General features: G+C 72.5%; 25 protein-coding genes and 3 tRNA genes. 17 read left to right on the top strand and 11 right to left on the bottom strand.

What is annotated here, in order from left to right:
* Window positions 1–75: 75 nt before the first annotated feature.
* The 3 genes from AB0I29_RS14935 to AB0I29_RS14925 form a co-directional block, all read right to left on the bottom strand.
* Window positions 76–702, bottom strand: coding sequence for a lytic polysaccharide monooxygenase auxiliary activity family 9 protein (locus tag AB0I29_RS14935; protein ID WP_285107198.1), 627 nt, complete (start codon window positions 700–702; stop codon window positions 76–78).
* Window positions 703–1,107: 405 nt separating this feature from the next.
* Entirely contained in the window at window positions 1,108–1,716 is a 609-nt protein-coding gene (locus AB0I29_RS14930) for a lytic polysaccharide monooxygenase auxiliary activity family 9 protein (protein WP_285107200.1), read from the bottom strand.
* Between the two features lie 167 nt (window positions 1,717–1,883).
* Entirely contained in the window at window positions 1,884–2,804 is a 921-nt protein-coding gene (locus tag AB0I29_RS14925) for a 3-methyladenine DNA glycosylase (protein ID WP_357482553.1), read from the bottom strand.
* A 105-nt stretch (window positions 2,805–2,909) separates the two neighbouring features.
* Here AB0I29_RS14925 and AB0I29_RS14920 point away from each other — a divergent pair, with 105 nt between their 5' ends.
* Together AB0I29_RS14920 and AB0I29_RS14915 are read left to right on the top strand one after the other, a co-directional pair.
* Complete coding sequence (locus AB0I29_RS14920; protein ID WP_357482551.1) at window positions 2,910–3,872, top strand: aldo/keto reductase; 963 nt, start codon at window positions 2,910–2,912, stop codon at window positions 3,870–3,872.
* Window positions 3,873–3,982: 110 nt separating this feature from the next.
* The gene (locus tag AB0I29_RS14915; RefSeq protein ID WP_357482548.1) at window positions 3,983–4,855 is read left to right on the top strand and encodes a PhzF family phenazine biosynthesis protein; all 873 of its coding nucleotides are present in this window, start codon (window positions 3,983–3,985) and stop codon (window positions 4,853–4,855) included.
* Between the two features lie 56 nt (window positions 4,856–4,911).
* Here the strand turns inward: AB0I29_RS14915 and AB0I29_RS14910 are convergent, their stop codons facing one another.
* Complete coding sequence (locus AB0I29_RS14910; protein WP_357482545.1) at window positions 4,912–6,330, bottom strand: hypothetical protein; 1,419 nt, start codon at window positions 6,328–6,330, stop codon at window positions 4,912–4,914.
* Between the two features lie 308 nt (window positions 6,331–6,638).
* Window positions 6,639–7,919, bottom strand: a complete 1,281-nt coding sequence (locus AB0I29_RS14905; RefSeq protein ID WP_357482542.1) for a heparan-alpha-glucosaminide N-acetyltransferase domain-containing protein — start codon at window positions 7,917–7,919, stop codon at window positions 6,639–6,641.
* Window positions 7,920–8,293: 374 nt separating this feature from the next.
* On the opposite strand from AB0I29_RS14905, the gene AB0I29_RS14900 reads away from it, so the two are divergent.
* Window positions 8,294–9,109, top strand: a complete 816-nt coding sequence (locus AB0I29_RS14900) for a class I SAM-dependent methyltransferase (protein ID WP_357482586.1) — start codon at window positions 8,294–8,296, stop codon at window positions 9,107–9,109.
* On the opposite strand, the gene AB0I29_RS14895 is transcribed toward AB0I29_RS14900, so the two are convergent.
* A complete protein-coding gene (locus AB0I29_RS14895; RefSeq protein WP_357482539.1) occupies window positions 9,081–10,574 on the bottom strand; it encodes a serine hydrolase domain-containing protein in 1,494 nt (497 codons plus the stop codon). The genes AB0I29_RS14900 and AB0I29_RS14895 overlap by 29 nt on opposite strands.
* A 172-nt stretch (window positions 10,575–10,746) precedes the next feature.
* Between AB0I29_RS14895 and AB0I29_RS14890 the strand changes: the two genes are divergently transcribed.
* From AB0I29_RS14890 to AB0I29_RS14845, 10 genes are all read left to right on the top strand, one after another.
* The gene (locus tag AB0I29_RS14890) at window positions 10,747–11,529 is read left to right on the top strand and encodes a fumarylacetoacetate hydrolase family protein (RefSeq protein WP_285107212.1); all 783 of its coding nucleotides are present in this window, start codon (window positions 10,747–10,749) and stop codon (window positions 11,527–11,529) included.
* 1 nt (window position 11,530) lies between these two features.
* Window positions 11,531–12,136 (top strand): NUDIX domain-containing protein, encoded by a 606-nt coding sequence (locus AB0I29_RS14885; RefSeq protein WP_357482537.1) that lies wholly within the window; start codon window positions 11,531–11,533, stop codon window positions 12,134–12,136.
* Between the two features lie 7 nt (window positions 12,137–12,143).
* The gene (locus AB0I29_RS14880; protein ID WP_357482535.1) at window positions 12,144–12,992 is read left to right on the top strand and encodes a GNAT family N-acetyltransferase; all 849 of its coding nucleotides are present in this window, start codon (window positions 12,144–12,146) and stop codon (window positions 12,990–12,992) included.
* A 92-nt stretch (window positions 12,993–13,084) separates the two neighbouring features.
* Window positions 13,085–13,537 (top strand): hypothetical protein, encoded by a 453-nt coding sequence (locus AB0I29_RS14875; protein ID WP_357482533.1) that lies wholly within the window; start codon window positions 13,085–13,087, stop codon window positions 13,535–13,537.
* The gene (gene gltX, locus AB0I29_RS14870) at window positions 13,534–15,006 is read left to right on the top strand and encodes a glutamate--tRNA ligase (protein WP_285107219.1); all 1,473 of its coding nucleotides are present in this window, start codon (window positions 13,534–13,536) and stop codon (window positions 15,004–15,006) included. Before AB0I29_RS14875 ends, gltX begins: the two co-directional genes overlap by 4 nt.
* 108 nt (window positions 15,007–15,114) lie before the next feature.
* Window positions 15,115–16,329 (top strand): type II CAAX endopeptidase family protein, encoded by a 1,215-nt coding sequence (locus AB0I29_RS14865; RefSeq protein WP_357482530.1) that lies wholly within the window; start codon window positions 15,115–15,117, stop codon window positions 16,327–16,329.
* Window positions 16,326–17,114: an HAD family hydrolase gene (locus AB0I29_RS14860; protein ID WP_357482528.1), complete on the top strand. Its 789-nt coding sequence runs from the start codon at window positions 16,326–16,328 to the stop codon at window positions 17,112–17,114. Before AB0I29_RS14865 ends, AB0I29_RS14860 begins: the two co-directional genes overlap by 4 nt.
* 190 nt (window positions 17,115–17,304) lie before the next feature.
* A tRNA-Gln gene (locus tag AB0I29_RS14855) sits at window positions 17,305–17,376 on the top strand.
* A gap of 89 nt (window positions 17,377–17,465) precedes the next feature.
* Window positions 17,466–17,538: transfer RNA gene (locus AB0I29_RS14850), tRNA-Glu, on the top strand.
* Between the two features lie 37 nt (window positions 17,539–17,575).
* Window positions 17,576–17,648 (top strand) — tRNA-Glu (locus tag AB0I29_RS14845).
* A 124-nt stretch (window positions 17,649–17,772) separates the two neighbouring features.
* Here the strand turns inward: AB0I29_RS14845 and AB0I29_RS14840 are convergent.
* From AB0I29_RS14840 to AB0I29_RS14830, 3 genes are all read right to left on the bottom strand, one after another.
* Entirely contained in the window at window positions 17,773–18,867 is a 1,095-nt protein-coding gene (locus tag AB0I29_RS14840; RefSeq protein WP_357482526.1) for a PH domain-containing protein, read from the bottom strand.
* Window positions 18,868–18,993: 126 nt separating this feature from the next.
* Window positions 18,994–19,164 carry a hypothetical protein gene (locus tag AB0I29_RS14835; RefSeq protein ID WP_020013705.1) on the bottom strand — a complete coding sequence of 57 codons (171 nt, stop codon included), beginning with the start codon at window positions 19,162–19,164 and terminating at the stop codon, window positions 18,994–18,996.
* A 215-nt stretch (window positions 19,165–19,379) separates the two neighbouring features.
* Window positions 19,380–20,099, bottom strand: a complete 720-nt coding sequence (locus AB0I29_RS14830) for an IclR family transcriptional regulator (protein ID WP_026365378.1) — start codon at window positions 20,097–20,099, stop codon at window positions 19,380–19,382.
* A 92-nt stretch (window positions 20,100–20,191) separates the two neighbouring features.
* Here AB0I29_RS14830 and leuC point away from each other — a divergent pair, with 92 nt between their 5' ends.
* Entirely contained in the window at window positions 20,192–21,721 is a 1,530-nt protein-coding gene (gene leuC, locus AB0I29_RS14825) for a 3-isopropylmalate dehydratase large subunit (RefSeq protein ID WP_285107227.1), read from the top strand.
* 14 nt (window positions 21,722–21,735) lie between these two features.
* Window positions 21,736–22,371 carry a 3-isopropylmalate dehydratase small subunit gene (gene leuD, locus AB0I29_RS14820; RefSeq protein WP_357482523.1) on the top strand — a complete coding sequence of 212 codons (636 nt, stop codon included), beginning with the start codon at window positions 21,736–21,738 and terminating at the stop codon, window positions 22,369–22,371.
* A 115-nt stretch (window positions 22,372–22,486) separates the two neighbouring features.
* Here leuD and AB0I29_RS14815 read toward each other — a convergent pair whose 3' ends face one another.
* A complete protein-coding gene (locus AB0I29_RS14815; RefSeq protein WP_357482521.1) occupies window positions 22,487–23,353 on the bottom strand; it encodes an LLM class flavin-dependent oxidoreductase in 867 nt (288 codons plus the stop codon).
* 135 nt (window positions 23,354–23,488) lie between these two features.
* Between AB0I29_RS14815 and rnhA the strand changes: the two genes are divergently transcribed.
* Together rnhA and lpdA are read left to right on the top strand one after the other, a co-directional pair.
* Window positions 23,489–23,956 (top strand): ribonuclease HI, encoded by a 468-nt coding sequence (rnhA, locus tag AB0I29_RS14810; protein ID WP_357482519.1) that lies wholly within the window; start codon window positions 23,489–23,491, stop codon window positions 23,954–23,956.
* Between the two features lie 88 nt (window positions 23,957–24,044).
* Window positions 24,045–25,448 carry a dihydrolipoyl dehydrogenase gene (gene lpdA / locus AB0I29_RS14805; protein ID WP_285107234.1) on the top strand — a complete coding sequence of 468 codons (1,404 nt, stop codon included), beginning with the start codon at window positions 24,045–24,047 and terminating at the stop codon, window positions 25,446–25,448.
* A 185-nt stretch (window positions 25,449–25,633) separates the two neighbouring features.
* Here lpdA and AB0I29_RS14800 read toward each other — a convergent pair whose 3' ends face one another.
* Entirely contained in the window at window positions 25,634–26,269 is a 636-nt protein-coding gene (locus AB0I29_RS14800) for a DsbA family oxidoreductase (RefSeq protein WP_357482517.1), read from the bottom strand.
* Window positions 26,270–26,512 lie beyond the last annotated feature (243 nt).

Genomic DNA, 26,512 nt, shown 5'->3' with positions numbered 1-26,512 from the left:
TGGTCGACACGGTGGGGCCGGGTGGCCGGCGCGCGGATCGGCGTCGGGCACCCGGCCCCGGGTGGTTCCCGGGCGTCAGACGGCGGTCAGCGCCCCGCGCGTGCCGAGGGCGGTGGGCGCCTGCGTGTCCGCGCCGGCGTCGGCCGCGGCGGCGCCGGTCACCGTGACGTCGACGCACTGGTAGAACGCGTTGACGGTGTTGGCGATGTTCCAGCGGGCGAAGATCGTGTGGTCGCCGGCGGGCAGGCCGGTCAGGGTGTGCTCGACGGTCGCGCCGGGCTGGGCGCCGCCGTCGTCCACGGTCTTGAAGAGCTGGCCGTCCACGAAGTACTCCCACGTGGAGGTGGCGTGCCGGGCGGTGATCTGCCAGCGGAACGTGGTGTCGCCGCCGATGGTGGTGCGCGGCCAGGGCAGCGAGTCGTCGTCGACCACGGTGAAGCCGCTGCCGCCCGAGCACTGCGTGGAGCCCTTCGGGGCCTCGATGCTCTGCGGCTCGTACTGGAGGCCGCCGCAGTCGAAGCTCACGGCGCCGGTGGCGCAGTGGTCCGCGCGGCTCGGCGGGCTGGTGATCCAGCCGTGGGCCTGCGCCTGCGGCAGCAGCGCGCTGGGGGCGGCAGTGAGGAAAGCCGCCGCGAGTGCCAGGGCGGCGAGCGCGGAGAGCAGGAGGCGGGTCTGCGGGCTGGCGGTTCGTGCACGGTTCACGGTGATGCCTTCCGTTGTGCGAGCGGGACGCCCGGCCCGGGCGAGGCCCTGGGGTGGGTGGGCCGCGTCCGCGTCGAGCGGGTGAAATTTTCCGGGTGGGCATCGAACCTAGGAAATGGTCGCTTTGCTGACAATGAGGGTGAATTCGTACGCGGTTCCCCGTATTTTCGGCCGTGGGTGCCCGAACGGGTCGTCACGCACGTGATCAGGACCGGCCATCTGACTCACCGCACCGCGCTCGCCGAGTCAGCGGGGCAGTCCGACCGAGCGACTGACTCGCCGCATTCCGCGCGGCGAGTCAGTCACGCGGTCGTCTGTCGTAGGACAGGCGAACGGCCGGCCTCCCCGGCGGTGGAGACCGGCCGTTCCGGCCGTCGTTCCTGGCGGCCGTCTACCGGCGAACGGTCACAGCTGGGCGGCCAGCAGGCGCCCGTCGACCGCCGTCTGGCCGGCGCTCGGGCTGCCACCACCGATGTTGACGTCCATGCAGGCGTAGAACGCCATGGCGGTGTCGTACACGTTCCACCGGGCGAGGATCGTGTGGTTGCCGCTCGGCAGGCCCGTGAGGGTGTGCGTGACGGTCGCGGGCGGTGTGGCCCCGTTGTCGTTCACCGTCTTGAAGAGCTGACCGTCCACGAAGTACTCCCAGCTGGCCGTCCGGTGGAAGGCCGTCAGGGTCCACCGGAAGGTGTGCGTGCTGCTGATGCTGGTACGGGGCCAGGCAAGGGAGCTGTTGTCCAGCGTGGTGAAGCGGCTGCCGCCCGAACAGAGCTTCGACCCCTTCGGTGCCTCCACGCTCTGCGGCTCCCATTCGACGCCGTTGCAGGACCAGCTCACGGTCCGCTTGGCGCAGTGGTCCTGCCGGCTCGGTGGTGAGACGACCCAGCCGTGGGCCTCGGCCCTGGGGGTCAGGGCGTTCGGCGTGGCGACCAGCGCCGTCAGGGTCAGGGCCAGGACGGCGAGGACGCCGAGCAGGACTCTGACGACGGGTGTCTGCGGTGCGGTGACTCTCATGGGGCTCACCTCGTGATCTGTAGTGGGGAACTACGAACTTGGGAACTTCCTGGAGTGCTCCTGAGTGCTCGGGTGCGACAGACACGACGCTAGAAAGGGGGAGGACCCGGCGACAAGTAGGGCAACTACGTACTCGCGCGGGCCCGAGATCCGCGGATCGGCGCCGGTTACGGCGTGCCGAGCACCGCGTCACAGGCCTGGAGCAGGCGCTGCCGGAGCGCGCCGGACCGGCGCGCGAAGTCGCGCTGCCGGCGCACGTACTCGGCCTTGCCGTCGGGCGTCTCGATCCGGACGGCGGCCACGCCGTACTCGGAGACGTCGTACGGGGAGGCCGCCATGTCGGTCCAGCGGATGTCGCGGGCCAGCTCGAACGCGTCGAGCAGCAGGTCGCCGGGCACGGCCGGGCCGAGCTTGAGGCACCACTTGTAGAGGTCCATGTTGGCGTGCAGGCAGCCCGGCTGCTCCATGCCGACCTGGGCGGCGCGCGTCGGCTGGAGCTGGTTGCGCGACGTCGCCTCCGGCGTGAAGAACCGGAACGCGTCGAAGTGCGAGCAGCGCACGGGGTTGGCCTCGACCACGGCGTCCGTGCCCTCGTGCCCGAGCCGGAGCGGCAGCGGGTGCCGCTGGTCGCGGCCCGCCTCGCGGTCGCGGTAGACCATGGCCCACTCGTGCAGCCCGAAGCAGCCGAACGTGCCGGGCCGCGACGCCGTCGCCGACAGCAGCTCGCGGACGTACCGCACGGTGTCGCCGCGGTCGGCGAGGAACGCGTCGAGGTCGAGCGTCACGGCGCCGTCCGGCCGGGACACCCGGTGCCACCGCCAGGCGGTGCGGTCCTCCGGGTCGGGCACGCCCCCGCCGTCGGGCAGCGTGAGGGCGACGCCCGCACCCGGGTGCCAGCGGCGCAGGTGTGCGACGCGCGTGGGGTAGTACGTGAACAGGAAGTCCTCGATCGCGTGCTTGCGCCCGGCCGCGCGGGCGGCGCGCCAGACCGCGGTGAGCGCGTCCGCGCGCTCGGCGTGGGCGGCGGCGAGGGGCACCCACTCCTCGGGGAGCAGCGCCGCGGTCGGCCTGCCGAGGACTGTGGTCACCGGTCCAGGGTACGGCGGCCGCGACACCCGTCCGGGCGCGGCCGGCGGCGCGCGACGGCCCGGCACCGCGGTCGCGCCGCGCCGCGCGACGCATAGGGTGCGACCATGTCCGACCTTCCTCTGCGCCGCCTCGGGCGCTCCGGCCTGTCCGTTCCCGTCGTCGGCCTGGGGTGCAACAACCTCGGCCGCCCCGGCACCGTCACCGAGACCGCGGAGGGGGCCACGGCCCTGGTCGACGCCGCGGTCGACGCGGGCGTGACCTTCTTCGACACCGCGGACGCCTACGGCGCCCGGCCCGGCCTGTCCGAGGAGCTCCTCGGCGCCGCGCTCAAGGGGCGCCGCGACGACGTGCTCATCGCCACGAAGTTCGGGCTCGACGTGCACGGCGCGAACGGCCAGGACTTCGGGGCGCGTGGGTCGCGCCGGTACATCGTGCGGGCGGCCGAGGCGTCGCTGCGCCGGCTCGGCACGGACTGGATCGACCTCTACCAGCTCCACGCGCCCGACCCGGCGACCCCGGTCGACGAGACGCTCGCCGCCCTGGACGACCTCGTCCGCTCCGGCAAGGTCCGCTACGTGGGCCACTCGAACTTCCGCGGCTGGCAGGTGGCCGACGCCGAGCACGTGGCCCGGGCGGCCGGCGGCACCCGGTTCGTCTCCGCGCAGAACCAGTACTCCCTGCTCAGTCGGGGTCTGGAGCGCGAGGTGCTGCCGGCCGCGCGGGCCTACGGGATCGGCGTGCTGCCGTTCTTCCCCCTGGCGAACGGTCTGCTCACCGGCAAGTACACGGGCGGCGCCCGGCCGGACGGATCCCGGCTGGTGGTCCAGAAGCGCGACCTGCTGGAGACCGCCCCGTGGGCGGTGCTCGACCGGTTCGGCGCGTTCTGCCGGGAGCGCGGCGTCGCCGAGACCACCGTCGCGTTCTCGTGGCTGCTGTCCCGGCCCGAGGTGTCGTCGGTGATCGCCGGCGCCACCTGGCCCGAGCAGGTGCGCGGCAACGCCCAGGCCTGGACGTGGACCCCGACGGCCGAGGACCTCGCCGAGCTGGACGAGATCTTCCCGGCCTGACCTGTCAGCCCTCGAGCACGTGTCAGATGTACAGGTCACTCGGGTGTCCTGTACATCTGACACGTGGGGCGCGGTCTGACACGTGGGGCCGGCTGGGTAGCGTGGGCGGCATGAGTCATCCGTTCCGTCAGGTCAACGTCTTCTCCGCCACCCCGACGGGCGGCAACCCCGTCGCCGTCGTGCACGGGGCCGACGGCCTCACCGACGAGCAGCTGGCCGCCTTCGCCCGGTGGACCAACCTCTCCGAGACCACGTTCCTGCTCGACCCGACCGAGGCCGGGCGGACCGCCGGCGCCGACTACCGCGTGCGGATCTGGACGCCGGGCGGCGAGCTGCCGTTCGCCGGTCACCCGACGCTCGGCACCGCGCACGCCTGGCTGGAGGCGGGCGGCGTGCCCCGCGGGCCGGACGTGGTCCAGGAGTGCGGCGTGGGCCTGGTGCGGGTGCGGCGCGAGGACACGGGCGCGGGGCAGCGCCTCGCGTTCGCCGGTCCGCCCCTGACCCGGTCGGGCGCCGTCGACGACGCCGACGTGGAGCAGATCGCGCGCTCGCTGCGCCTGGAGGTGTCCGACGTCGTCCGCTCGGCCTGGGTCGACAACGGTCCGGGCTGGGTCGCGGTTCAGCTCCGCGACGCCGGCACGGTGCTCGGCCTGGAGCCGGACCTCGTGGCGATGGGCGACCTCAAGCTGGGCGTCGTCGGCGAGTACCCGAGCGGTCACGGGAGCGGTGACGCCGACGCGCCCGCCGTCGAGGTGCGTGCGTTCGTCCCGTCCATCGGGGTGGGGGAGGACCCGGTGACCGGCAGCCTCAACGCGGGCCTCGGGCAGTGGCTCGCCGGCGACGTGCTGCCGTCGTCGTACGTCGCGTCGCAGGGGACGGCGCTGGGGCGCGCCGGGCGCGTCCACGTCGAGAAGCTGTCCGACGGCGAGGTGTGGGTGGGCGGCGACACGTTCACGACGATCGTCGGCGAGGTGACGCTCTAGCTACCCGGCCATGACGTTGGTGACGTTCACCTTGTCACGCAGGGGGTAGAGCTGGATCACGACCCCCCGCTCGCTGCAGCGCCGTGCTCCTTCGACGTGCGCATCCGGCGCGCGACGGCAAGGAGGACGGCGCCCGTGCCGAGCAGCGCCGTCGCGAGCAGACCCGGTGTCACCCAGGAACTGCCCGTCGCGGCGAGGCCGCCCGACTCGCCCGCGCCGCTGCCCGGGTCGGCCGGTCCCGCGGAAGGTTCGGGACCCGTGGTCGGCGCGCCGGTCGGTGCGGGTTCCGGTGTCGGCGTGGGCGTTGGGGTCGGGCTGGGTGTGGGCTCGACCGCCTGAATGTCGAGAGACCCCAGCGCCGTGCAGTCGCTGGCTGCTCCGCTCACCTGAATCTCCTTGGCGCCGGGGGCGACGTCCTCCGGGACGTCCAGGTCGCCCGCGACGTCTCCCGACTCGTCCGCCGTCAGCCAGCCGAGCGGCGTCGCCTCGGGGTACAGGACCGCGAGGACGTCCTCGCCCGCCTGGAAGCCGGAACCGGTGACCGTGACGGTGCCCCCGCCGGTGAGTGCATCGGGATCTACGGCGAGCGCCGCGTCCGGGGTGGCCGTGGGTTCCGGCGCCACCTCCTCGTCGGGGTTCGCCGGGCTCGGGAGCTCGCTGTCGAACACCTCGTAGCCGATGTCGGCGAACAGGAACCCGTTCCCGGCCGTCCCCGGAGCGGGCGGAAGCCCCGTGAGATAGCCGACGCCGCTCTCCGAAGGAGCGCTCGTGGTCAGCCGGAACGTCAGCTCGTCGACCAGCGCGTCGGTGGCGTTGCCAGTGACCCGGAAATAGTTCTCCCAGGTCGTGACGCCCGAGCAGGCCGAGACGAGCTCGCCGTCCACCAGGATCCGCACGACGTCGCTCGCGTCGGCACGGAACAGGGCAGAGATGTCGATGGTGTGCGGCACCGACGGATCGACGACGGCGAACGTCTCCGAGCGCCACTGGCGGAGGCCTGCCCCCGTCGCCTCCGGCGGCAGCCAGAAGCTCCCGATCTCGAGCCCGGCGGCCGTGTGCCGCAGGACGATCACGCCTCCGTACCTGGACGCGGAGTCGATCGGGACCTCGAGCAGCAGACCGTCCTGCACAGCGCCGGTCGCCGATGCCACCGTGTACCGCGCGGCGAACGTGTTGGCCGTGGCTCCTGCCACTCCCGGCTCTCCCGCGCTGTCGATGATCGGCGACCGGAGAAACCTCGTGCCCGGGATCGTCGCGTTCGAGACCCTCAGGCTCCGTCCCGCACCCAGGCCGGAGCCGGGAAAGGACGAGTTCTCGACGAGTGCGAGGTCGAAGCCCGTGCCGTTGGCCAGCCACCCGTTCTGTCCGGACGGGCTACCCGGGCCGATGGTGTACCCCGGGTCGTCGAAATCGATCACGATCGACGGTGCGGCGAACGCCGCGGACCCGATCCCCAGCACCGCGAGAATCCCCACGGCAGCGCCTGTCGCGACCGCCTGCCATCGTCGGGGGCCGCCGGACAGCTCTCGTCGAACACCAGTCATGAGGGGACCACCCGTCGAGGTCGTTGACGCGAGCGGAACATGCCCGCGGGCTGGAGCCGCCGATTCAAAATAGCCCGGGGTCCGAGGTCCCGCGATCGGTACGGACTCAAAGGAACCGCCGCAGGGACGCCCGCACGACAGGTTCGGGTCCAGACACCTCAGCACTGCGCACTCGTAAGTTATGTGACAGACGATCCTCCAGCCGGTCGGGCGTCCGGACCGGCCGTCCGGTCCGGGCGCTACGGGAACGCCATCCGGGCGACCCACCCGAACAGGCGCTCCAGCGGGCCGCGGCCCAGCAGAGCCCGCCACAGCGTCGCCACGACGAGGGTGACGAGCACCATCCAGCCCAGCGGCGTGTTGGTCGCGGGGTCGAGGAGGTCCCAGTAGGTGCGGGTCCACCACCAGATGGTGACGATCTGCAGGGAGTAGACGGTCAGGGCCAGCGCGCCGACGGCGGCCAGCGGCGTCACGAACGCCAGCACGACGACGCGAGCGGCCCGCAGGACGCCGCCTGCCTGCGCTCCGTCCCGTGCCGCCGCGTTGGCCCCGGCCCCCGCGACGGCCCCGGCCGACCAGCCGTCCCGCGCCACCCCGCCGAGCAGCAGGCACAGCCCGAGCACGCCGAGCGCGAACCCGCCGGAGCCGAGCGCCTCGAACATCGTGTCGTCGTGCGGCCCCTCCAGGTACAGCCCGGACACGGGCGGCCAGGGGTCCGACCAGGCGGGCGGGGATGCCGCGAACTCCGACGACGTCACGGTGACCTGCCCCTCGATCGCGGTGAGACCCCCGGCGTCGGCCACCAGGACCGCCGAGGCGACCGCAGTCAGGGCGGCCACCCCGAACCCGCCCGCCACCAGGCCCAGGTGCACCGTGGGCGACCGCAGGTCGCAGCGCCCCAGCGCGAGCCCGGCGAGCACGTACGCCATCCAGACCAGGGCGGGGTAGTGGCCCGTGAGGAGAAAGTCGGTGGCCGCGCCGGAACCGTCGTGCGGCGCTCGCAGGCCGGCGCGGGCCAGTGCCTCCGGCCCGTAGTAGACGAGGACCGGCCCGACCACCGCGACCAGCACGGCGATCGCCGCCAGCCGGCCCGGCGGCACGCGCAGGAACGGCAGCGCCAGCACGAAGTAGGCGGCGTAGAAGCCCAGGATGAGCAGCACGCGGGTGCCGAACAGGTCGAGCACCGCGACCAGGGCCAGGAGCAGCACGACGCGCACGAGGATCCGGGCGCGGGCCGTGCGCATCCGCTCGCCGGTGAACGGTGTGGAACCGCCCGTGACCAGGGCCAGGGACAGGCCGGCGACCGTCGCGAACAGGATCGACGACCGCCCGTGCGCGAGGCTCAGCCAGCCCTCGAACGTGCCGAGATCGTCCGAGGTGACGCCCACGTGCGCCGTGAACATGCCGAGCACCGCGACGCCCCGCGCGATGTCGGCGCCGAGCACGCGGCCCGGGCCGCCGAGCAGGTGGTCGCGGAGGGTGCTCCGCACGCGGGAGGACGGCTGGGCAAGCGTGGACATGCGCGCATCCTTGCGCGTCGCGCGGACCGGCGCGCGGGGGCCACGCCGGGTGATCAGCTGGACAACCGTCCCGAAGGATGAGAACGCGGATGTGCACGCCCGTGCGGCGCACATACAGTGCGGCCATGACCGGCAGCGCCAACGAGCACGACTCGGCCCGCATCGACCCGTCCGTCCCGACGCCCAGCCACGAGCTCGGCAACCGGTTCGGCGGCCGATTCGGCGATCCCGCCAACGACGGCAGCGGCGGCCCCGCCCGCGACCGGACGACGCCCGCGGGCACCGACCCCATCGACGCGGTCGACGCCCCCAGCAGCCTGACGAGCCTGACCCGCGGTGCGGAGAGCCCCGACAACCCGGGCGCGGGGACCGACCTGACCAAGGAGTCCGAGTCCTACACGCACGGGCACCACGAGTCGGTGCTGCGCTCGCACCGGCGCCGGACGGCGGCGAACTCCGCCGCGTTCCTGCTGCCGCACCTGCTCTCCGACATGACGCTGCTCGACGTGGGCTGCGGCCCCGGCACCGTCACCGTCGACTTCGCCGAGCGGCTGACACAGGGCAGCGTCGTCGGCGTCGACGCCTCCGACGACGTGCTGGAGTCGGCCCGCGGCCTCGCCGACGCGCACGGCACCAAGAACATCACCTTCGAGCACGCCAACGCCTATGAGCTGCCCTTCGAGGATGACTCGTTCGACGTCGTCTTCGCCCACCAGCTCCTGCAGCACCTCTCCGACCCGGTCGCGGCCCTGCGCGAGATGAGGCGCGTGGCCAAGCCGGGCGGGTTCGTCGCGGTGCGCGACGCCGACTACGAGGCCATGACCTGGTACCCGGAGTCCGCGGAGCTCACCGAGTGGAACATGCTCTACCACGAGGTCACGCACACCTACGGCTTCGAGCCCGACGCCGGGCGCCGGCTCGCCTCGTGGGTGCGGGACGCCGGTTTCGACCCCGCCACGATCGAGCCCGGAGCGAGCGTCTGGTGCTACGCCACCCCCGACGACCGCACCTGGTGGGGCGGGCTGTGGGCCGAGCGCTGCACCGAGTCGAACTTCGCCGTGCAGGCCAAGGACTCGGCGCTCGCGGACGACGTGGCCCTCGAGCAGCTCGCCCAAGGCTGGCGCGAGTGGGCCGCGGCGCCGGACGGCTGGTTCGCGGTGCTCAACGGCGAGGTCCTGGCGCGCGCCTGACCTGTTCGCCCCGGAGCCGGACGAGGCGGGCGGCGAGCCCGCCGCCCGCCGCCAGCACGAGCGCCACGCCCAGCAGCACCACCGCGGGGTACAGCCACAGCACGACGCGGTAGGCGGCCACGGGTTCGGACAGGCCCATGAGCGTGGCCCCGAGCCAGGGGAGCGCCGCGCCGAGGAGCGTGACCAGCGCGAGCGGCACCAGGCGCAGCACGGTGGCGCGCCGGGAGCCGGCGGCGCGGCGCTCCGCCCACCGGCGGGAGCGGACGACGACGAGCACCCCGGCCAGCAGGACGAGCGCGGCGACGCCCACGAGGACGGCGTTGAACGGGTCGAACGGGTTGGTCATCGGCAGGGGCGTGCCGCCGTCGACCGCCACGACGGCGTCGTGCGTCAGTGCCATGGGATCCCCGGCGGCGTTGGCGAGCACCACGGCGCCGGTCCCGGTCACCGGGGAGAACTCGATCCCGGACGCGAAGGTCGCCAGCGTGCCGCCGTGCCCGACCAGGGGCGCGTCGTCACCGTCGGCCGTGGTGCCGTGCCAGCCGTACCCGTACTCCGTGCCGCTCGCCGGGACGTCGTGGAACGCGCGGAAGGTCTCCTCGCGCAGCAGCCGCTCGCCCGTCGCGGACGTGCCGTCGCCCACCTGGAACCGCAGCCAGGCCGTCATGTCCCGGGCGGTCGAGACGATGCCGCCGCTCCCGGCGCAGGCGAGCGGGAGCTCCGGCACGCCGACCCGCACGGGACCCAGCAGGGAGAAGCCCCGGTCGAGGCCGGCCGGCTCGGCGTCGCAGCGCTCGGTGACGGTCGTGGACGACATGCCGAGCGGCTCGAAGACGTTCTGGTCGAGGTACGGGCCGAAGTCGGCGTCGGCCGTGCGCTCGACCAGCCGGGCCAGCACCGCGTAGCCGGCGTTGCTGTACAGGGTGGTGGTTCCCGGGTCGGCGGCCAGCTTCTCGGGTGCCAGCCGGCCGACGGTCTCCGCGGGCGCCGACGCCGGGTCCGAGGAGTACTCCAGCCCCGTCGCGGCCAGCCCCGACCGGTGGGTCAGGAGGTGCTCGACCGTGATCGAGCGGTACCGGTCGTCGCCCAGCCGGAACTCCGGGAGCACCTCGACGACCGGGTCGTCGAGCTCGAACCGCCCGGCGTCCACCTGCTGCAGCACCGCCAGCGCGGTGAACGCCTTGCTCATCGAGCCGATGCGCATCGGTGTGTCCTCGCCGACCGGTGCACCGCTGCCCGTCGTCCCGTGCACCCGCACGCGCGCGTCGCCGTCGGCCAGCGTCACCAGGGCCAGGCCCGGGGCGCGGTGCACCCGGACGTACTCGGCCAGGTGCCGGTCGACGTCGGCGTCGTCCGCCGCTGCCGACGCCGCCGGGGCGAACGCGACCACCGCCGCCGTCAGGAGCGCGACGCCCTGTGCCGCGCGGAGGCGCACCCGCCGCGCCCCGGTCCGGTCGTTCCTCATCCGAGCTCCTCGTCGCCGTGCCCGGCGCCGTGCGCGGCCGGGTCGTCCCGTGCGTCACGCTATGGACGTGGGCGGGCCCCCGGCATCGGGGATGACCTGGGCTGGGGCCCTGAACCGCCCCTGACCCACCCCTGACGGGGGTCCACGGCCTCGCGCGGCTTACGCTGAGCCCGTGCGTATCGCGAGATTCACCACCGGAGACGACCCCCGCTTCGCCCTCGTGCAGCAGGAGGGCGACAAGACCTTCCTCGCCGTGCTGGGTGGCGACCCCCTCTACATGCCGGCCATGCCGACCGGCGAGCGCATCGAGCTGGGCGACGGCGTCCGGCTGCTCGCCCCGGTGATCCCGCGCTCCAAGATCGTGTGCGTGGGCAAGAACTACGCCGACCACGCCAAGGAGATGGGCGGCGATGTCCCGACCACGCCGCTGCTGTTCTTCAAGCCGAACACCGCCGTGGTCGGCCCGGACGACCCGATCGTGCTGCCGGACTTCACGCAGGAGGTCTCCTACGAGGCCGAGCTGGCCGTCGTGATCTCCAAGGTCTGCAAGGACGTCACCCCGGAGAACGCGTCGTCGTACATCCTCGGGTACACCGTCGCGAACGACGTGACCGCGCGGGACGCCCAGCGCACCGACGGCCAGTGGGCCCGCGCCAAGGGCTTCGACACCTCGTGCCCGCTCGGCCCGTGGATCGACACCGACCTGAACCCGGAGGACGTCGCCGTGCGCTCGCGCGTCAACGGCGAGCCCCGCCAGGACGGCCGCACCCGCGACATGGTGTTCGACGTGCCGTTCCTCGTCTCGTACATCTCCGAGGCCATGACCCTGCTGCCCGGCGACGTGATCCTCACCGGCACCCCCGCCGGCGTGGGCCGGATCGACCAGGGCGACCGCGTCGAGGTCGAGGTCGAGGGTGTGGGCGTCCTGGCCAACCCGGTGCTGCGGCGCCGCTGAGGTGGGCCGCGAGACTCAGCCGGGAACACGGCCAGGGACGCTGCCCGGCACGTCGCTGCACGCCGACGCCCTGGCGACCCTGCGCTCCTGGACCGGGCCGACGCCGGAGCAGGAGCGCCTCCGGGCGCGGTACGTCACCCACCTCGAGGCGCACGACGACGGGGTGTTCCGGGAGTCGGTGCCGGACCACCTGACGGCGTCGACCGTGGTGCTGTCGCACGACGGCGCGCGGGTGCTCCTCACCCTGCACGCCAAGGCGCGGCGCTGGTTCCAGCTCGGCGGCCACCTGGAGGCCGGGGACGTGTCGCTGGCCGACGCCGCCGCCCGCGAGGCGCGCGAGGAGTCCGGGATCGCGGGGCTCGTGCTCGACGCCGTCCCGGTGCACCTCGACGAGCACGTCGTGCCGTTCTGCCGGCCGGGCACCGGCGACCCGGCCCGGCCGGTGCACCACCTGGACGTGCGGTTCGTCGCGGTCGCGGCACCCGGCGCGGAGACGGCGGTCTCGGACGAGTCCCTGGACCTGCGCTGGTGGCCGGCCGACGCGCTGCCCGAGCCCGAGCTGACCGAGCTGGTCGTGCTGGCCCGCGCCCGGACCCGTGGAGCATGATCGAGCAATGATCATCAGGCGCTCCACGGCCCGGATCCGGCCCGGGCTGCTCGACGAGTTCCGCACGTTCATCGAGGCGGGCACCGCCGGGTTCGCGGCGCTCGACGGCTTCGTGAGCGACGAGATCGTCGTCCGCCGGAGGAGCGCGGCCCCGGACGGCCCGACGCCCGACACGCTGACCTACGTGAGCCGCTGGCGCGATGCCGCGGCGCTCGCGGCGTACGCCGGGCCGGGGTGGCGCACCGAGCCCGTCGTGCTGCCCGACGAGGACCGGTTCCTCCTCGAGCCGCTGCGCGTGCGGCACGTCGAGCTCCGGCACGCCGTACCGGCGGACGCCCCGGCGATCGCCGCCGTCTGGCACGCCGCCTGGGGCGACGGCCACCGTGGCCTCGTGCCGTCGGCACTGGAAGCGGTCCGGACCCGGGAGTCGTTCGGCCCCCGCGCGGCGGCCCGGGTCCCGGGGACGACGGTGGCCGTTGCCCTCGCCGCACCGGCGGACGGCGGAGCGGCGGACGGCGGGCCGGCGGACGGCGGGCCGGCGGACGGCGGGCTGGACCAGGACACCGTCGCCGGTTTCGTGACCGTCAAGGGCGAGGAGCTGGAGCAGCTCTTCGTCGCCGCGGCCCACCGGGGCTCCGGGATCGCGTCCGACCTGTTGTCCGCGGGGGAGGCCCGGATCGCGGCCGCCGGGCATACCGAGGCCTGGCTCGCCGTCGTGACGGGCAACACGCGGGCCCGCCGGTTCTACGAGCGGGCGGGTTGGTCGGACGGCGGCCCGCTGGACTACCAGGCGGAGACCTCCGAAGGGCCCGTACCCGTGGCGACGCGGAGGTACGTCAAGCGGCTGTCCCGCTGACCGATCGGGCGCGACCGCTCCCAGCCGTCCGCCCCGGGCACCCCCGCCGACATTCGTGGTCAGCGCGGTGCCCGGCACGCATCATGGTCCCCGTGGAGACCGCACGACGATTCCTGGCACTGGCCCCCGTGGCATTCGGCATCACCGCGGTGGTGCTCGTGTACCTCCAGACGAGCGGCGATATCGCGTGGGACGGCGTCGGGTTCGGTCTGGTGAGCGCGCTCGTGGTGACGGTCGGCGCGCTCGTGTCGATCGTCGCCGCGGCCGCCCTGCTCCGGCTGCTGGAGGTCCGCAACGACTGGGCGTCGCTGGGTGTGGGCCTCGTCCTGGCCACGGTCGTCCTGGCGGTCGCCTACTTCGTCGTCGCCGTGTCGCTGCCGGAGGGGGACGAGGGGTGGCCCCTGCTCTTCGTCCTGACTCCCGCCTTCGCGTCGATCCCGGTGTGGCCGGGCTTCGCGGTCGCGCTCCTGATCCGTGGCCGGTGGGGCCGGGCGGCCCGGCAGGCGCCGCCGTCGGGCCCGGCAGCGCCTAGGCTTGGCCCGTGACTTCCGTGACCGACACCCCGACCCAGCCCGCTCCCGACGGCGCGGCCGTGCGCGTCCGCTTCGCGCCGTCCCCGACCGGCATGTTCCACGTGGGTGGCGCTCGTTCCGCGCTGTTCAACTGGGCCGTGGCGAAGCAGCAGGGCGGCACGTTCGTGCTGCGCATCGAGGACACCGACGCCTCGCGGAACCAGCCCGAGTGGGTGGACGGCATCCTGTCGGCCATGGAGGCGCTGGGCATCCGCAAGGAGGACCCGGCGTTCGAGGGGCCGTACTTCCAGTCCGAGAACGCGGGCATCCAGAAGGACGCCGCCCAGCGGCTGTTCGCCGAGGGCAAGGCGTACTACTGCGACTGCACGCGGGACGCCCTGATCGCGCGCACCGGAAACCAGCAGACCGGCTACGACGGCTTCTGCCGCGACCGCGGCCTGGAGTACGCCGAGGGCCGCGCGCTGCGCTTCCGCACGCCGGACGAGGGGGAGACGCAGGTCGTCGACCTGATCCGCGGCAACCCGACGTTCCCGAACGCGAACCTCGAGGACTTCGTGATCGCACGCGGCAACGGCTCGCCGGTGTTCCTGCTGGCCAACGTGGTGGACGACATCGACGAGAGCATCACGCTCGTCATGCGCGCGGAGGAGCACCTGCCCAACACCCCCAAGCAGCAGCTGCTCTGGGAGGCCCTGGGCCACACCCCGCCGCAGTGGGCGCACATGCCGGTGATCGTCAACGAGAAGCGGCAGAAGCTCTCCAAGCGTCGCGACAAGGTGGCCCTGGAGGACTACCTCGCGGAGGGCATCCTGCCCGACGCGATGGTCAACTACCTGATGCTGCTGGGCTGGGCGCCGGGCAACGACGAGGAGATCCTGCCGTTCGACGAGCTGGTGCGCCGGTTCCGCGTCGAGGACATCAACTCCTCGTCCGCGTTCTTCGACGTCAAGAAGCTCACCGCGTTCAACGGCGAGTACATCCGCGCCCTGAGCGTCGAGGACTTCGCCGCGGCCTGCGCGCCGTGGCTGCAGGCCCCCGCCGCGCCGTGGACGCCGGAGCAGTTCGACCAGGGCGTGTTCGACGCCGTCGCGCCGCTCGCGCACTCCCGCGTGGCCCTGCTGTCCGAGATCACGGCCAACGTCGACTTCCTGTTCCTGGACGACCCGATCATCGACGAGGACTCCTGGAACAAGGCCATGAAGGCCGGCGCCGCCGAGCTCCTCGCCGACGTCCGCGTGGCCCTGGCCGACGCGGCCTGGGAGGCCGAGCCGCTCAAGGACGTGGTCACGGTCGTGGGCGAGAAGCACGGCATGAAGCTGGGCAAGGCGCAGGCCCCGGTCCGCGTCGCCGTGACCGGACGCCGCATCGGCCTGCCGCTCTTCGAGTCGCTCGAGGTGCTGGGCCGGGAGCGCACGCTCGCGCGGGTCGACGCCGCCCTGGCTCGCCTCGCCGAGACGGCGTCGGCGAACGTGGCGTCCTAGTACCCGGGAGTCCTGAGGTCCGGGGGTCTGGCGCCCCGGGAGTCTTGGCATCCGGACGCCCTGGCGTCCGGCGCCTCGACCGGGGCGTTCTGGACTAACGTGGCAGACGTGACCGACGCCATGACACCTGACGCCGTGCCGCCCACGACCGATCAGCCCGCAGCGGCCCCGAGCCCGACCGCACCACAGCCGACGCCGCAGTCCTCGTTGCCGGGGGCTGCGGCGCCGTCGTCCCCGACGGTGTCGTCGGCATGGGCCCCTGCCGCGCCGCCGCAGGTGCTGCCGTCGGGGCCGCGGGAGTACCCGCAGGCCCTCCGGGGCCCGCGGCACCGCTGGTGGCGACCCCTGGTCGGGCTGGCCGCGGTCACCGTCGGCGTGATCGTGGTGTTCGGGGCGATGCTGCTGTACGCCCTCGTGTGGATCGTCGCCCAGGCGCTGGGCACCCAGCTCCCGGACCCGGGCAGCGTCACCGATGCCTGGTTCGTGTCGCCGGCCGGCCTGCTCGTGACGAACCTCGGGCTCGCGCTCGGCATCCCGCTCGCGCTCGTCGCGACCTGGGCGCAGGCCCGGCGTGCCGGCCTGGTCTCCTCCGTGCTGGGGCGCGTGCGCTGGCGCCTGCTGCTCGGCGGGCTCGGGATGTCGCTGCTGCTCCTGGTGCCGCTCACGATCGGCACGAGCATCCTGATGGCCCTGCTCGGCGCGCCCGACGCCGGTGCGGGCGCCGGATCGGGCGCCGACGAGGCCGGCCTGTGGCCGCTCACGCCGGCGTCCGGCTGGCTGGTTCTCGCGCTCGTGATCCTGCTGACGACGCCGCTGCAGGCGGCCGGCGAGGAGTACTTCTTCCGCGGCTGGCTGACGCAGTGGATCGGCAGCATGCTGCGCCGGCGGTGGGTCGCGGTGCTGGTGCCCGCCGCGGCGTCGGCCCTGCTGTTCGCGATGGCGCACGGCGCGCAGAGCCCCTGGCTGTTCGCCGACCGGCTGGTGTTCGGCCTGGTCGCGAGCCTGCTCGTGTGGCGCACCGGCGGGCTGGAGATCGCCGTCGCGCTGCACGCGGCCAACAACCTGGTGGCGTTCGGCCTCGCGATCGCCTACGACGGGCTCCAGGACTCGCTGCTGATCACCGAGGTGGCGCCGTCCGAGGGAGCGGTCAGCATCGGTGTCACGCTCGTCACGACCGTGGTGCTGCTGTGGTGGGCACGACGCCGCAGGCCGACGCTGGTGGTGACGGATCCTGTGCCGGTGGTGGGTCCGGTGGTGGGTCCGGTGGTGGGTCCGGTGACGGGGCCGGTGGAGTACGAACGGGCAAAGGGAGAGACGGCATGACGACGGACGGCATCCTGTTCGACGTCGACGACACCCTCGTCGACACCAAGGGCGCCTTCGCGCGGGCGCTCGAGGCCGTGCGGGCGGAGCACCTGCCGCACGTCCCGGCCGAACGCGACCCGGAGATCCTGTCGCACTGGCGCACCGACCCGGGCGGCTTCTACGGCCGCTACACCCGCGGCGAGATGGACCACGTGACGCAGCGTCGGCACCGGGCGGCGCTGCTGCACGAGACGTTCGGCGCCGCGCCGGTCACGGAGACGTCCTTCGAGGCGTGGGACGCGCTGTTCTGGGGCACCTTCGAGCGGTCGTGGACGGCGCACGACGACGCCCGCGCCGCCGTCGACGCCGCCCTCGCGGCGGGCCTCCGCGTCGGTGTGGTGACGAACGCCGCGACGGAGCTCCAGGAACGCAAGCTGAAGGCCGCCGGACTGGGCGACCTGCCCGTGCTCGTCGGGGTCGACACCCTGGGCTTCGGCAAGCCGGACCCCCGCGTGTTCCTGGAGGGCGCGCGCAAGCTGGGCGTCGAGCCGTCCCGGACCGCCTACGTGGGTGACGAGCCCGCGGTGGACGCGCTGGCGGCCCACGAGGCGGGCCTCACGGGGGTCTGGCTGGACCGGGCGGGCCACCGGCGGGGTCCGGGCTACGGCGGCCACGCGGGGCCGCGCACGGTCCTGCAGGGCGACCCGCAGGACCCGGAGGTGCTGCGCGCGGCGGGCGTCGTGGTGGTCGAGACGCTGGCGGAGCTCCCGGGAGCGCTGGGCTACGGGACCGGCCTCGGCTGACGCCCGGGCGCTTCGAACGGTGCTGGGAACGGTGCTGGGAACGCGCTCGGCGGACCCGATCCGACACGGGTGACGGACGGCACGCCCATTCCGTTTTGCCCACCGTCCGAGGTCAGGTAATGTTCTCCAGCGGTAGGGCCCCCACGGAATGCCTGTCGGAGACAGGTGTATCCAGGCGGTCATACCCCCATGGGGTATGGTGTAATTGGCAGCACGAGTGGTTCTGGTCCACTTAGTCTAGGTTCGAGTCCTGGTACCCCAGCGCAGAGCATTGCGCATCCCACACCGACGCAAGTTGGTCGTAGGGTGCGCTATCGTTCTCACGGTGCCGGTTCATACCGGTAGTTCAAGGCCCCCATCGTCTAGCGGCCTAGGACGCCGCCCTCTCACGGCGGTAACGCGGGTTCAAATCCCGCTGGGGGTACGCAGTCCACCGGCTTCGGTCGGCGGACGAGTTCAAGGCCCCCATCGTCTAGCGGCCTAGGACGCCGCCCTCTCACGGCGGTAACGCGGGTTCAAATCCCGCTGGGGGTACAGATGAAGGCCCGGTCCGCGAGGACCGGGCCTTTTGCTTTCGGGAGCAGGGCGTCGAACGTAGGGTTCGTCGCTCTCTGGGCTTTCTTGGGCCGACGATGCCTACGTTCGCCAGCCGGCCGCGTCAGCGGATCTTCGGGTCCTTGCCGCCCTCGATGAACGGGCTGGGCAGGGCGTCCGACCCGTCGGTCGCGGACGTCGGCCCGCCGGGCACGTGGTCGCCGCCCTTGCCGTCGCTGGTCCTGCCCGGCAGCCTCGTGCTGCCCGAGGAGGCCGCCACCGCGGCCGTGCCGTTCGCCGGCGGCCGCACGGCGCCCGTGGGCTCGCCGCCGCCCGGGCGGGTGCCGCCCGCGCCGTCGTGCGCCGCGCTGCCGGAACCCACGCCGGCCTGCCCCGCACCGGCCTGCCCCGCACCGCGGGCGAGCGGGTTCCCGGCCGCCCCGCGGTCCGGAGCGACGCCGTCCGAGACGACGCCGTCCGAGATGACACCGCTCGGCGCGACGCCGTCGGAGGCCACGCCCGAAGCCCCGGGAACCGGGCCCGCCAGGTCGCGCAGCGCCGGGACCTCGATGCGCTGCGTCGGCGGGTTGCTGCGGCGGCCGATCCGCGGCATGAGCGCGGGTGGCGCGGCGGGCGCCGGCTCGACAGGCGGTGCCGCCTGCGGGCGGAAGTCGGGGTCGGCCTGGGCGGCGGCCTCGGCGTCGGCGGCGTCCGGGTGGAAGAGCGTCGCGATGATGAGGCGGTACCGCGAGTCGGGGCGCGGGATCCAGGTGACGCGGTCGAGCGCCTGGTCCTGGCCCGCGGTCTCGAAGATGAAGGTGCCGAAGCCGAGCACCTGGCCGAGCGGGGTGCGCTCGTACCCGAGGTCGGTCACCTTCTCGGCCGGCATCATCGCCACCCGGTGCACCAGGAGCCCGGTGAGCAGGATCAGCCGGCGGTCGGTCATCACGAACCACTCGGCCCGCCAGTCCAGCCACTTGTAGAGCAGCCGCAGACCGAGCACCAGGAACGGCAGCCACACCCAGGCGAGGCTGTCGCGGACGTCCGGGTCCACCGCGACGAGGATCGCCAGCCCCAGGACGAACGCTCCGGTCGTCGTGAGGATCGGCTCCCAGAGCCTGGCCCAGTGCCGTCGGGTGGCGACGATCACCTTCTCGTCCGCGAGGATGTACCGCTGCAGGGCGCGATGACGGATCACGAAGTCCGCTGCTGCGCTCATGCGGGTCTCCCCGGGTGCGTTCGGAATGGTCCTCTTGCCGTGGGCACGCCCGCCGGCGGACCCACGGGACGGGCCGACGGCGGGTCTGCCCGAGGAACCCCGAGCCCCGCCGCCGACCCTACGTCGTCACCGGCCGATGGACCCGGTGAAGAGCTCCTCGAAGAAGGTGCCGATGTTCGCGATGGCACCCCAGATGACGTCCCAGAGGGCGAGCACGACGTCGGCGGATCGCTCGGGGTCGTTGATGACCGAGTAGAGCAGGAAGATCACCACGACCCAGATGATGATGAGTCTCACCTTTGGCGGCATCAGATTCCTCCGACGTTGGTGCGCGCGCACCGGGTGTGCGCACGTCGCGGACGAGACTACTGACACCACCCGGACCTGGGGAATCACCGCGCCCGGCGTGGCGGCCCAACGCTCACGGACCGCTCACCGGCCGCACACGTCGCGCTCACCGGCCGCGGCCGCGGAGGCTCGGCGGGCGCCGTCCGTCGGACGGCGCCCGCGCGTCACTCGCCGGACCGGTGCAGCACCTCGGTGAGCTTGTTCGCGGCGGCGACGACGGCGGCCGAGTGCAGCCGGCCGGGCTGCCGCGAGAGCCGCTCCACGGGCCCGGACACGCTGACGGCCGCCACGACTCGGCCCGAGGGGCCGCGCACCGGCGCCGAGACCGAGGCCACACCGAGCTCACGTTCTGAGACCGACTGTGCCCAGCCCCGGCGTCGGACACCGGAGAGGATCGTGGCCGTGAACGTGGCGTCGCGCAGGCCGCGGTGGAGGCGGTCCGGCTCCTCCCAGGCGAGCAGGACGTGCGCCGCGGAACCCGCGCTCATGCTGAGCGTGGCGCCCACGGGGATGGAGTCGCGCAGGCCGACCGGGCGCTCGGCGGCGGCGACGCACACGCGGTGATCGCCCTGCCGGCGGTAGAGCTGCGCGCTCTCGCCCGTGTGGTCGCGCAGCGCTATGAGCACCGGGTTCGCTGCCGCCAGCAGGCGGTCCTCACCGGCGGCCGTGGCCAGCTCGTTGAGGCGCGGGCCCAGTACGAACCGCCCCTGCATGTCCCGTGCCACGAGGCGGTGATGCTCCAGAGCCACCGCCAGGCGGTGCGCCGTCGGGCGAGCCAGGCCGGTGGAGGAGACGAGCTGCGCCAGGGTGGCCGGGCCGGCCTCGAGTGCCCCGAGGACGGACGCCGCCTTGTCCAAGACGCCGACTCCGCTAGTATCGTCCATACCGCGATATTGCCGTCTCGGAACGTGAGATTGCAAGTCGAGGCCCAAAGTTGTTTCTGACAGAGGTAGTTTTGACAGGGAGGCGAACCGCAATGGCCGGCACGCTGGCGGAGAAGGTCTGGGAAGCGCACCTCGTGCGTCGAGGCGAGGACGGCTCGCCTGATCTTCTCTACATCGACCTGCACCTGGTCCACGAGGTCACGAGCCCGCAGGCGTTCGAGGGTCTGCGCCTTGCCGGACGGCAGGTGCGGCGACCCGACCTCACGATCGCGACCGAGGACCACAACACCCCCACGCTCGACATCGACCGGCCGATCGCCGACGCGACGAGCCGCACGCAGATCGAGACGCTGCGCGCCAACGCCAAGGAGTTCGGCGTCCGGCTGCACAGCCTCGGTGACGCGGACCAGGGCATCGTCCACCAGGTGGGACCGCAGCTGGGGCTGACCATGCCCGGCCTCACCGTCGTGTGCGGCGACTCGCACACGTCCACGCACGGCGCGTTCGGCGCGCTCGCGTTCGGCATCGGCACGTCCGAGGTGGAGCACGTGCTCGCCACCCAGACGCTGCCGCTCGCGCCTTTCAAGACCATGGCGATCACGGTCAACGGCGCGCTGCCCGCCGGCGCGACCTCCAAGGACATCATCCTGGCGATCATCGCCAAGATCGGCACCGGCGGCGGCCAGGGCTACGTGCTCGAGTACCGCGGCGAGGCCATCCGGGCGCTGTCGATGGAAGCCCGCATGACCATCTGCAACATGTCGATCGAGGCCGGCGCGCGCGCCGGCATGATCGCGCCGGACGAGACCACGTTCGAGTACCTCAAGGGCCGCCCGCACGCGCCCGAGGGCGAGGACTGGGACACCGCCGTCGAGTACTGGAAGACCCTGCGGTCCGACGACGACGCGGAGTTCGACGCCGAGGTGGTGCTCGAGGCGGCCGACCTGGAGCCGTTCGTCACCTGGGGCACCAACCCGGGCCAGGGCCTGCCGCTGTCGGCGTCCGTGCCCGTCCCGGCGGACATCGCCGACGAGGACGAGCGCCTCGCGGCCGAGCGGGCCCTGGAGTACATGGGCCTCCAGGCGGGCACGCCGCTGCGCGACGTGAGCGTCGACACGGTGTTCATCGGCTCCTGCACCAACGGCCGCATCGAGGACCTCCGGTCCGTCGCGAAGGTCGTCAAGGGCCGGAGCAAGGCCGAGTCCGTCCGGGTCCTGGTGGTCCCGTCGTCGGCCCGCGTGCGCCTGCAGGCCGAGGCCGAGGGCCTCGACGTGATCTTCAAGGAGTTCGGCGCCGAGTGGCGCAACGCCGGGTGCTCCATGTGTCTCGGCATGAACCCGGACCAGCTCGCGCCGGGGGAGCGGTCGGCCTCGACGTCGAACCGCAACTTCGAGGGGCGGCAGGGCAAGGGCGGGCGCACCCACCTGGTGTCGCCGCTGGTGGCCGCCGCGACGGCGATCCGGGGCACGCTCTCCAGCGTGGGCGACCTGGACCTGCCGTACGACATCGACATCACCACGTTCGACGGCACGCCGCTCGACGGCGTGGGCGTCTCCCCGCTGGGTGAGTCCGTCGTCGTCGACCTGCCCGTTCCCGTAGCGATCCAGCCCGCGCTGCGCTGAGAGGACCACTGACCATGGAGAAGTTCACCACGCACACCGGCGTCGGCGTCCCGCTGCGGCGCAGCAACGTCGACACCGACCAGATCATCCCGGCCGTGTACCTCAAGCGGGTCACGCGCACCGGGTTCGAGGACGCGCTGTTCGCGGCGTGGCGCGGCGACCCGTCGTTCGTGCTGAACCAGGAGGCGTACTCCGCGGGGTCCGTGCTCGTGGCCGGCCCGGACTTCGGTACCGGCTCGTCGCGCGAGCACGCCGTCTGGGCGCTCAAGGACTACGGCTTCCGGGTCGTGCTGTCCTCCCGGTTCGCCGACATCTTCCGCGGGAACTCGGGCAAGCAGGGCCTGGTCGCGGGCATCGTCTCGCCCGAGGACATCGAGATCCTGTGGAAGATCCTGGAGACCAAGCCGGGCACGGAGGTGACCGTCGACCTGGAGGCCAAGACCGCCACGGCCGACGACGTCACGGTGCCGTTCCAGATCGACGACTACACGCGGTGGCGGCTCATGGAGGGGCTCGACGACATCGGGCTCACCCTCCAGGAGGCCGACAAGATCACGGCGTTCGAGGAGACCCGGGCGTCGTGGCGCCCGAAGACACTGCCGGCCCGGCACCTGCCGTCCGTCGAGATCGAGGCGGCGCGCCCGGTCTGAGGTCCGGCTTCCGCCCGACGTCTCTCGCTCGCGCCCCTGCTGCGGTCAGTCTCCTGACCGCAGCAGGGGCGCGAGCGCGTTCGCGATGTAGGGCCCGGGTCGACGATGGCGCCCGCTACAGGGCCGGCGGACCCTGGCGTACCTTCTGCAGGAGCGACTCCGCCGAGTCCTTCGCCGGGTCCCACCAGGACTCGATCCACCAGGTCACGCCGGCGTCCGCCATGGCGCGGGCCTGCTCGGCGGCCTGGGCGGGGTCGCTGGACAACTTGCCCTGCAGGATGACGTCGAACGGGCGATCGGCATCGTCTGGGCTCGCCGGCTCCGGCCGGTTCGCCGTGAGCCACTCGACCAGCCCGGCGATGTCGTCCGTCGTCAGGTCGTCCGCCGTGCCCCGCAGCTGCGGGACGATCCCGTCCCAGCGCAAGGCCCGCCGCAGGTTCTTGGCGGGAGGGCGCTCGGCGTCCCAGACACCGACCGGCCACACCGGGATGCGGCCGTTCACCGGGGGCTCGGGAAAGCGGAACGGACCCGTGGTGATCTGCCCGCCGGAGACCTCGAACTCCTCGCCCGACCACGACTTCTCCAGCCACGCCAGCGTCTCGTCGAGCAGGGCTGCGCGGTCCTTCAGCTCCGTGGCCTGGCCCGGGACGGACGTGAAGCCCCGGTCGTCGGTCACGCCGACGCCGACGGGCAGCACCAGACGTCCGCCCGAGAGCCGGTCCACGGTGAGCGCCCGCTGCGCGAGCTCCCACGGCCGGTGCCGGGGCACGGCGAACACCATCGCGCCGAGCGTGATCCGTTCGGTCACGACCGCCGCGGCCGCCAGGATGGCGAACGGGTCGTAGACCGGCATGGCCCACTCACCGCCGAGGTTGATGGCGTCCCAGGTGAAGTAACCGTCCCAGCCGTGCTCCTCGATCTCGCGGGCGAGTGCCACGTGCTGGTCGATGGTGCCGAAGCTGCTGATGAACCCGAACTTCATCGGTCCTCCTGATGCGTCGTCGTACGGGGGCCGACTCACACGCTATGCCGGACCACTGACACTCGGCCCGGTGGTGGCCCGGCGGCGGTGCCGGTCGCGGCGTGCGTCGTCGGCCCGCCGGTTAGGGTGAGCCCCGTGACCAGCACGAGCACCAGCACGAGCGCGACGCGGCCGACCGCGGAGATCTGGACCGACGGAGCCTGCAAGGGCAACCCTGGCCTGGGTGGATGGGGCGCGCTGCTGCGTTCCGGCACGCACGAGAAGGAGCTGTTCGGCGGGGACCCGGTCACCACGAACAACCGCATGGAGCTCACCGCCGTCGTCGAGGCGCTCAAGGCGCTCAAGGGCCCCACCGTCGTCACGCTGCACGTCGACTCGACGTACGTGATGAACGGGATGAAGACCTGGATCCACGGCTGGAAGCGCAACGGCTGGAAGACGGCGAGCAAGCGGCCCGTCAAGAACGTGGACCTCTGGCAGGCGCTCGACGCCGAGGTCGCCAGGCACGAGGTGAGCTGGGTCTGGGTCAAGGGCCACGCGGGCGACCCGGGCAACGAGCGCGCCGACGCGCTCGCGAACAAGGGTGTCGACAGCGTGCGCTGACGCACGGCAGGGCACGTCGGGCCGCAGGTCCGGCCAACGAGACAGAAGTCACGTCACCACGATTCGCGCGCACCAATACCCTTGAGTCATGGCTTCCCACTACGACGTCGTACTCCTCGGTGCGGGCCCCGGCGGCTACGTCGCCGCCATCCGCGCTGCCCAGCTCGGCAAGTCCGTTGCGATCATCGAGGAGAAGTACTGGGGTGGTGTCTGCCTCAACGTGGGCTGCATCCCCTCCAAGGCTCTGCTCCGCAACGCCGAGCTGGCCCACATCTTCACTCACCAGAAGGACTTCTTCGGCATGGCCGGAGACGTCACGTTCGACTTCGGGAAGGCCTGGGACCGTTCACGCACGGTCGCGGACGGCCGCGTCAAGGGCGTCCACTTCCTGATGAAGAAGAACAAGATCACCGAGCTCGACGGCCGCGGCACGTTCCGCGACGCGAACACCATCGAGGTGGCCCTCAACAAGGGCGGCACCGAGACCGTGACCTTCGACAACGCGATCATCGCGACCGGCTCCGAGGTGCGCCTGCTGCCCGGCGTCGAGCTGTCCGAGAACGTGGTCACCTACGAGAAGCAGATCCTCACGCGCGACCTGCCCAAGTCGATCGCCATCGTCGGCGCCGGCGCGATCGGCATGGAGTTCGCCTACGTCCTGAAGAACTACGGCGTGGACGTCACGATCATCGAGTTCCTCGACCGTGCGCTGCCGAACGAGGACGCGGACGTCTCCAAGGAGATCGCCAAGCAGTACAAGAAGCTCGGCATCAAGGTGCTGACCTCGACCGCCGTCCAGACGGTGAAGGACGAGGGCTCGTCCGTCACGGTCTCCTTCAAGGGCGTCAAGGACGACAAGCCGGGTGAGCTCGTGGTCGACAAGGTGCTCATGGCCGTCGGTTTCGCGCCGAACGTCAAGGGCATCGGCCTGGAGAGCGCCGGCGTGCAGCTCACCGACCGCGGCGCCATCGGCATCGACGACTACATGCGCACCAACGTGCCGCACATCTACGCGATCGGTGACGTCACCGCCAAGCTCATGCTGGCGCACGTGGCCGAGGCGCAGGGCGTCGTCGCCGCCGAGACCATCGCCGGGGCCGAGACCCAGACGCTGGGCGACTACCGCATGATGCCGCGCGCGACGTTCTGCTCCCCGCAGATCGCGTCGTTCGGCCTCACCGAGCAGCAGGCCAAGGACGAGGGCTACGACGTGAAGGTCGCCTCGTTCCCGTTCATGGCCAACGGCAAGGCGCACGGCCTGGGCGACCCGACCGGCTTCGTCAAGCTGGTCGCCGACGCCAAGTACAACGAGATCCTCGGCGCCCACATGATCGGCCCGGACGTCTCGGAGCTGCTGCCCGAGCTGACGCTCGCGCAGAAGTGGGACCTCACGGCCGACGAGATGGCGCGCAACGTGCACACCCACCCGACGCTGTCGGAGGCGCTCCAGGAGTCGATCCACGGCATCGCGGGGCACATGATCAATTTCTGAGTCCGGCTGCCCGGCCTGCCGGGCGCCGAACCTGGCCAGAGGCCCGGATCCGCGGGATTCCGCGGGTCCGGGCCTCTTCGCGTCCTGGGTGTCGTGGACACCAATGGCCCTGTGATCGGAATCTCGGGCGCCGGATCTACCGGAGTACGCCCCGACGTAGAGGCTCGGAATGTTTGACGGTCGGTCTATCGCTCGGCCCAGGCCCGTTGGAGCACCCCTAGGAATGTGGCTGTGGTTTGCGCGCCGGAGAGGCCGTACTTCCGGTCGACCACGAAGAATGGCACGCCTGTGATGCCCAGCCGGGCCGCCTCGTCCTCGTCCGCACGCACGTCCTCGGCGTAGGCACCGGCGTCCGTCAGGACGGCGCGGACCTCGGCCTCGTCGAGCCCCGCGCGGATGGCGAGTTCCACCTGGTGCTCCGGGTCGTAGATGCTTCGCTCGGCGGAGAAGTTGCCCTCGTAGAACAGAGCGAGCAACTCGTCGCCGACACCACGGTCGGCCGCCAGGTGCAGCAGCCTGTGCAGGTCGAAGGTGTTGCCGTGATCGCGGAAGTCGACGAGGTAGTCGAGCCCTTCGGCTCGGGCGAGTCGGGCGAGGTCCTCTTCGGCGGCGCGGGCCTGCTGCGGTGTCATGCCGTACTTCTCCGCGTGCTTCGGCCCGGTCGTCGGGCGCGTCTCGGCCAATCGGCGGTCGAGCTCGAAGGAGCGGTGGACCACCTCGACGTCGTCGCGGTGGGGGAAGGCGACCAGAGCCTTCTTGAAGCGTGCCTTGCCGATGAAGCACCAGGGGCAGGACACGTCGGACCAGATCTCGACGCGCAATGCACTTACTCCTTGGGTTCTGCGGGATGCGCCGACCTCTGCCGGGTCCGACGGGGCGGGCGCTCGTTTACGGACGACAGTCGTCCGCTTCTGTTGGAGTGTAAGCGGACGACGCTCGTCCGTCTGGTTGTAGTGGGCAGATCATGTGTCGCCTGGCTCACAGCAGCCTCCGGGAATTCGGACGATGGCCGTCCGGTTAGGCTCGGTACGCAAGCGGACGAGAGTCGTCCGAATGTCTTGGCG

It is taken from the genome of Promicromonospora sp. NPDC050262, from assembly GCF_040655935.1.
In the GTDB taxonomy this organism is placed as follows: Bacteria; Actinomycetota; Actinomycetes; order Actinomycetales; family Cellulomonadaceae; genus Promicromonospora.
The sequence above is the reverse complement of the archived record's forward strand: the minus strand, read 5'-3'. Positions and strand labels throughout refer to the sequence as shown.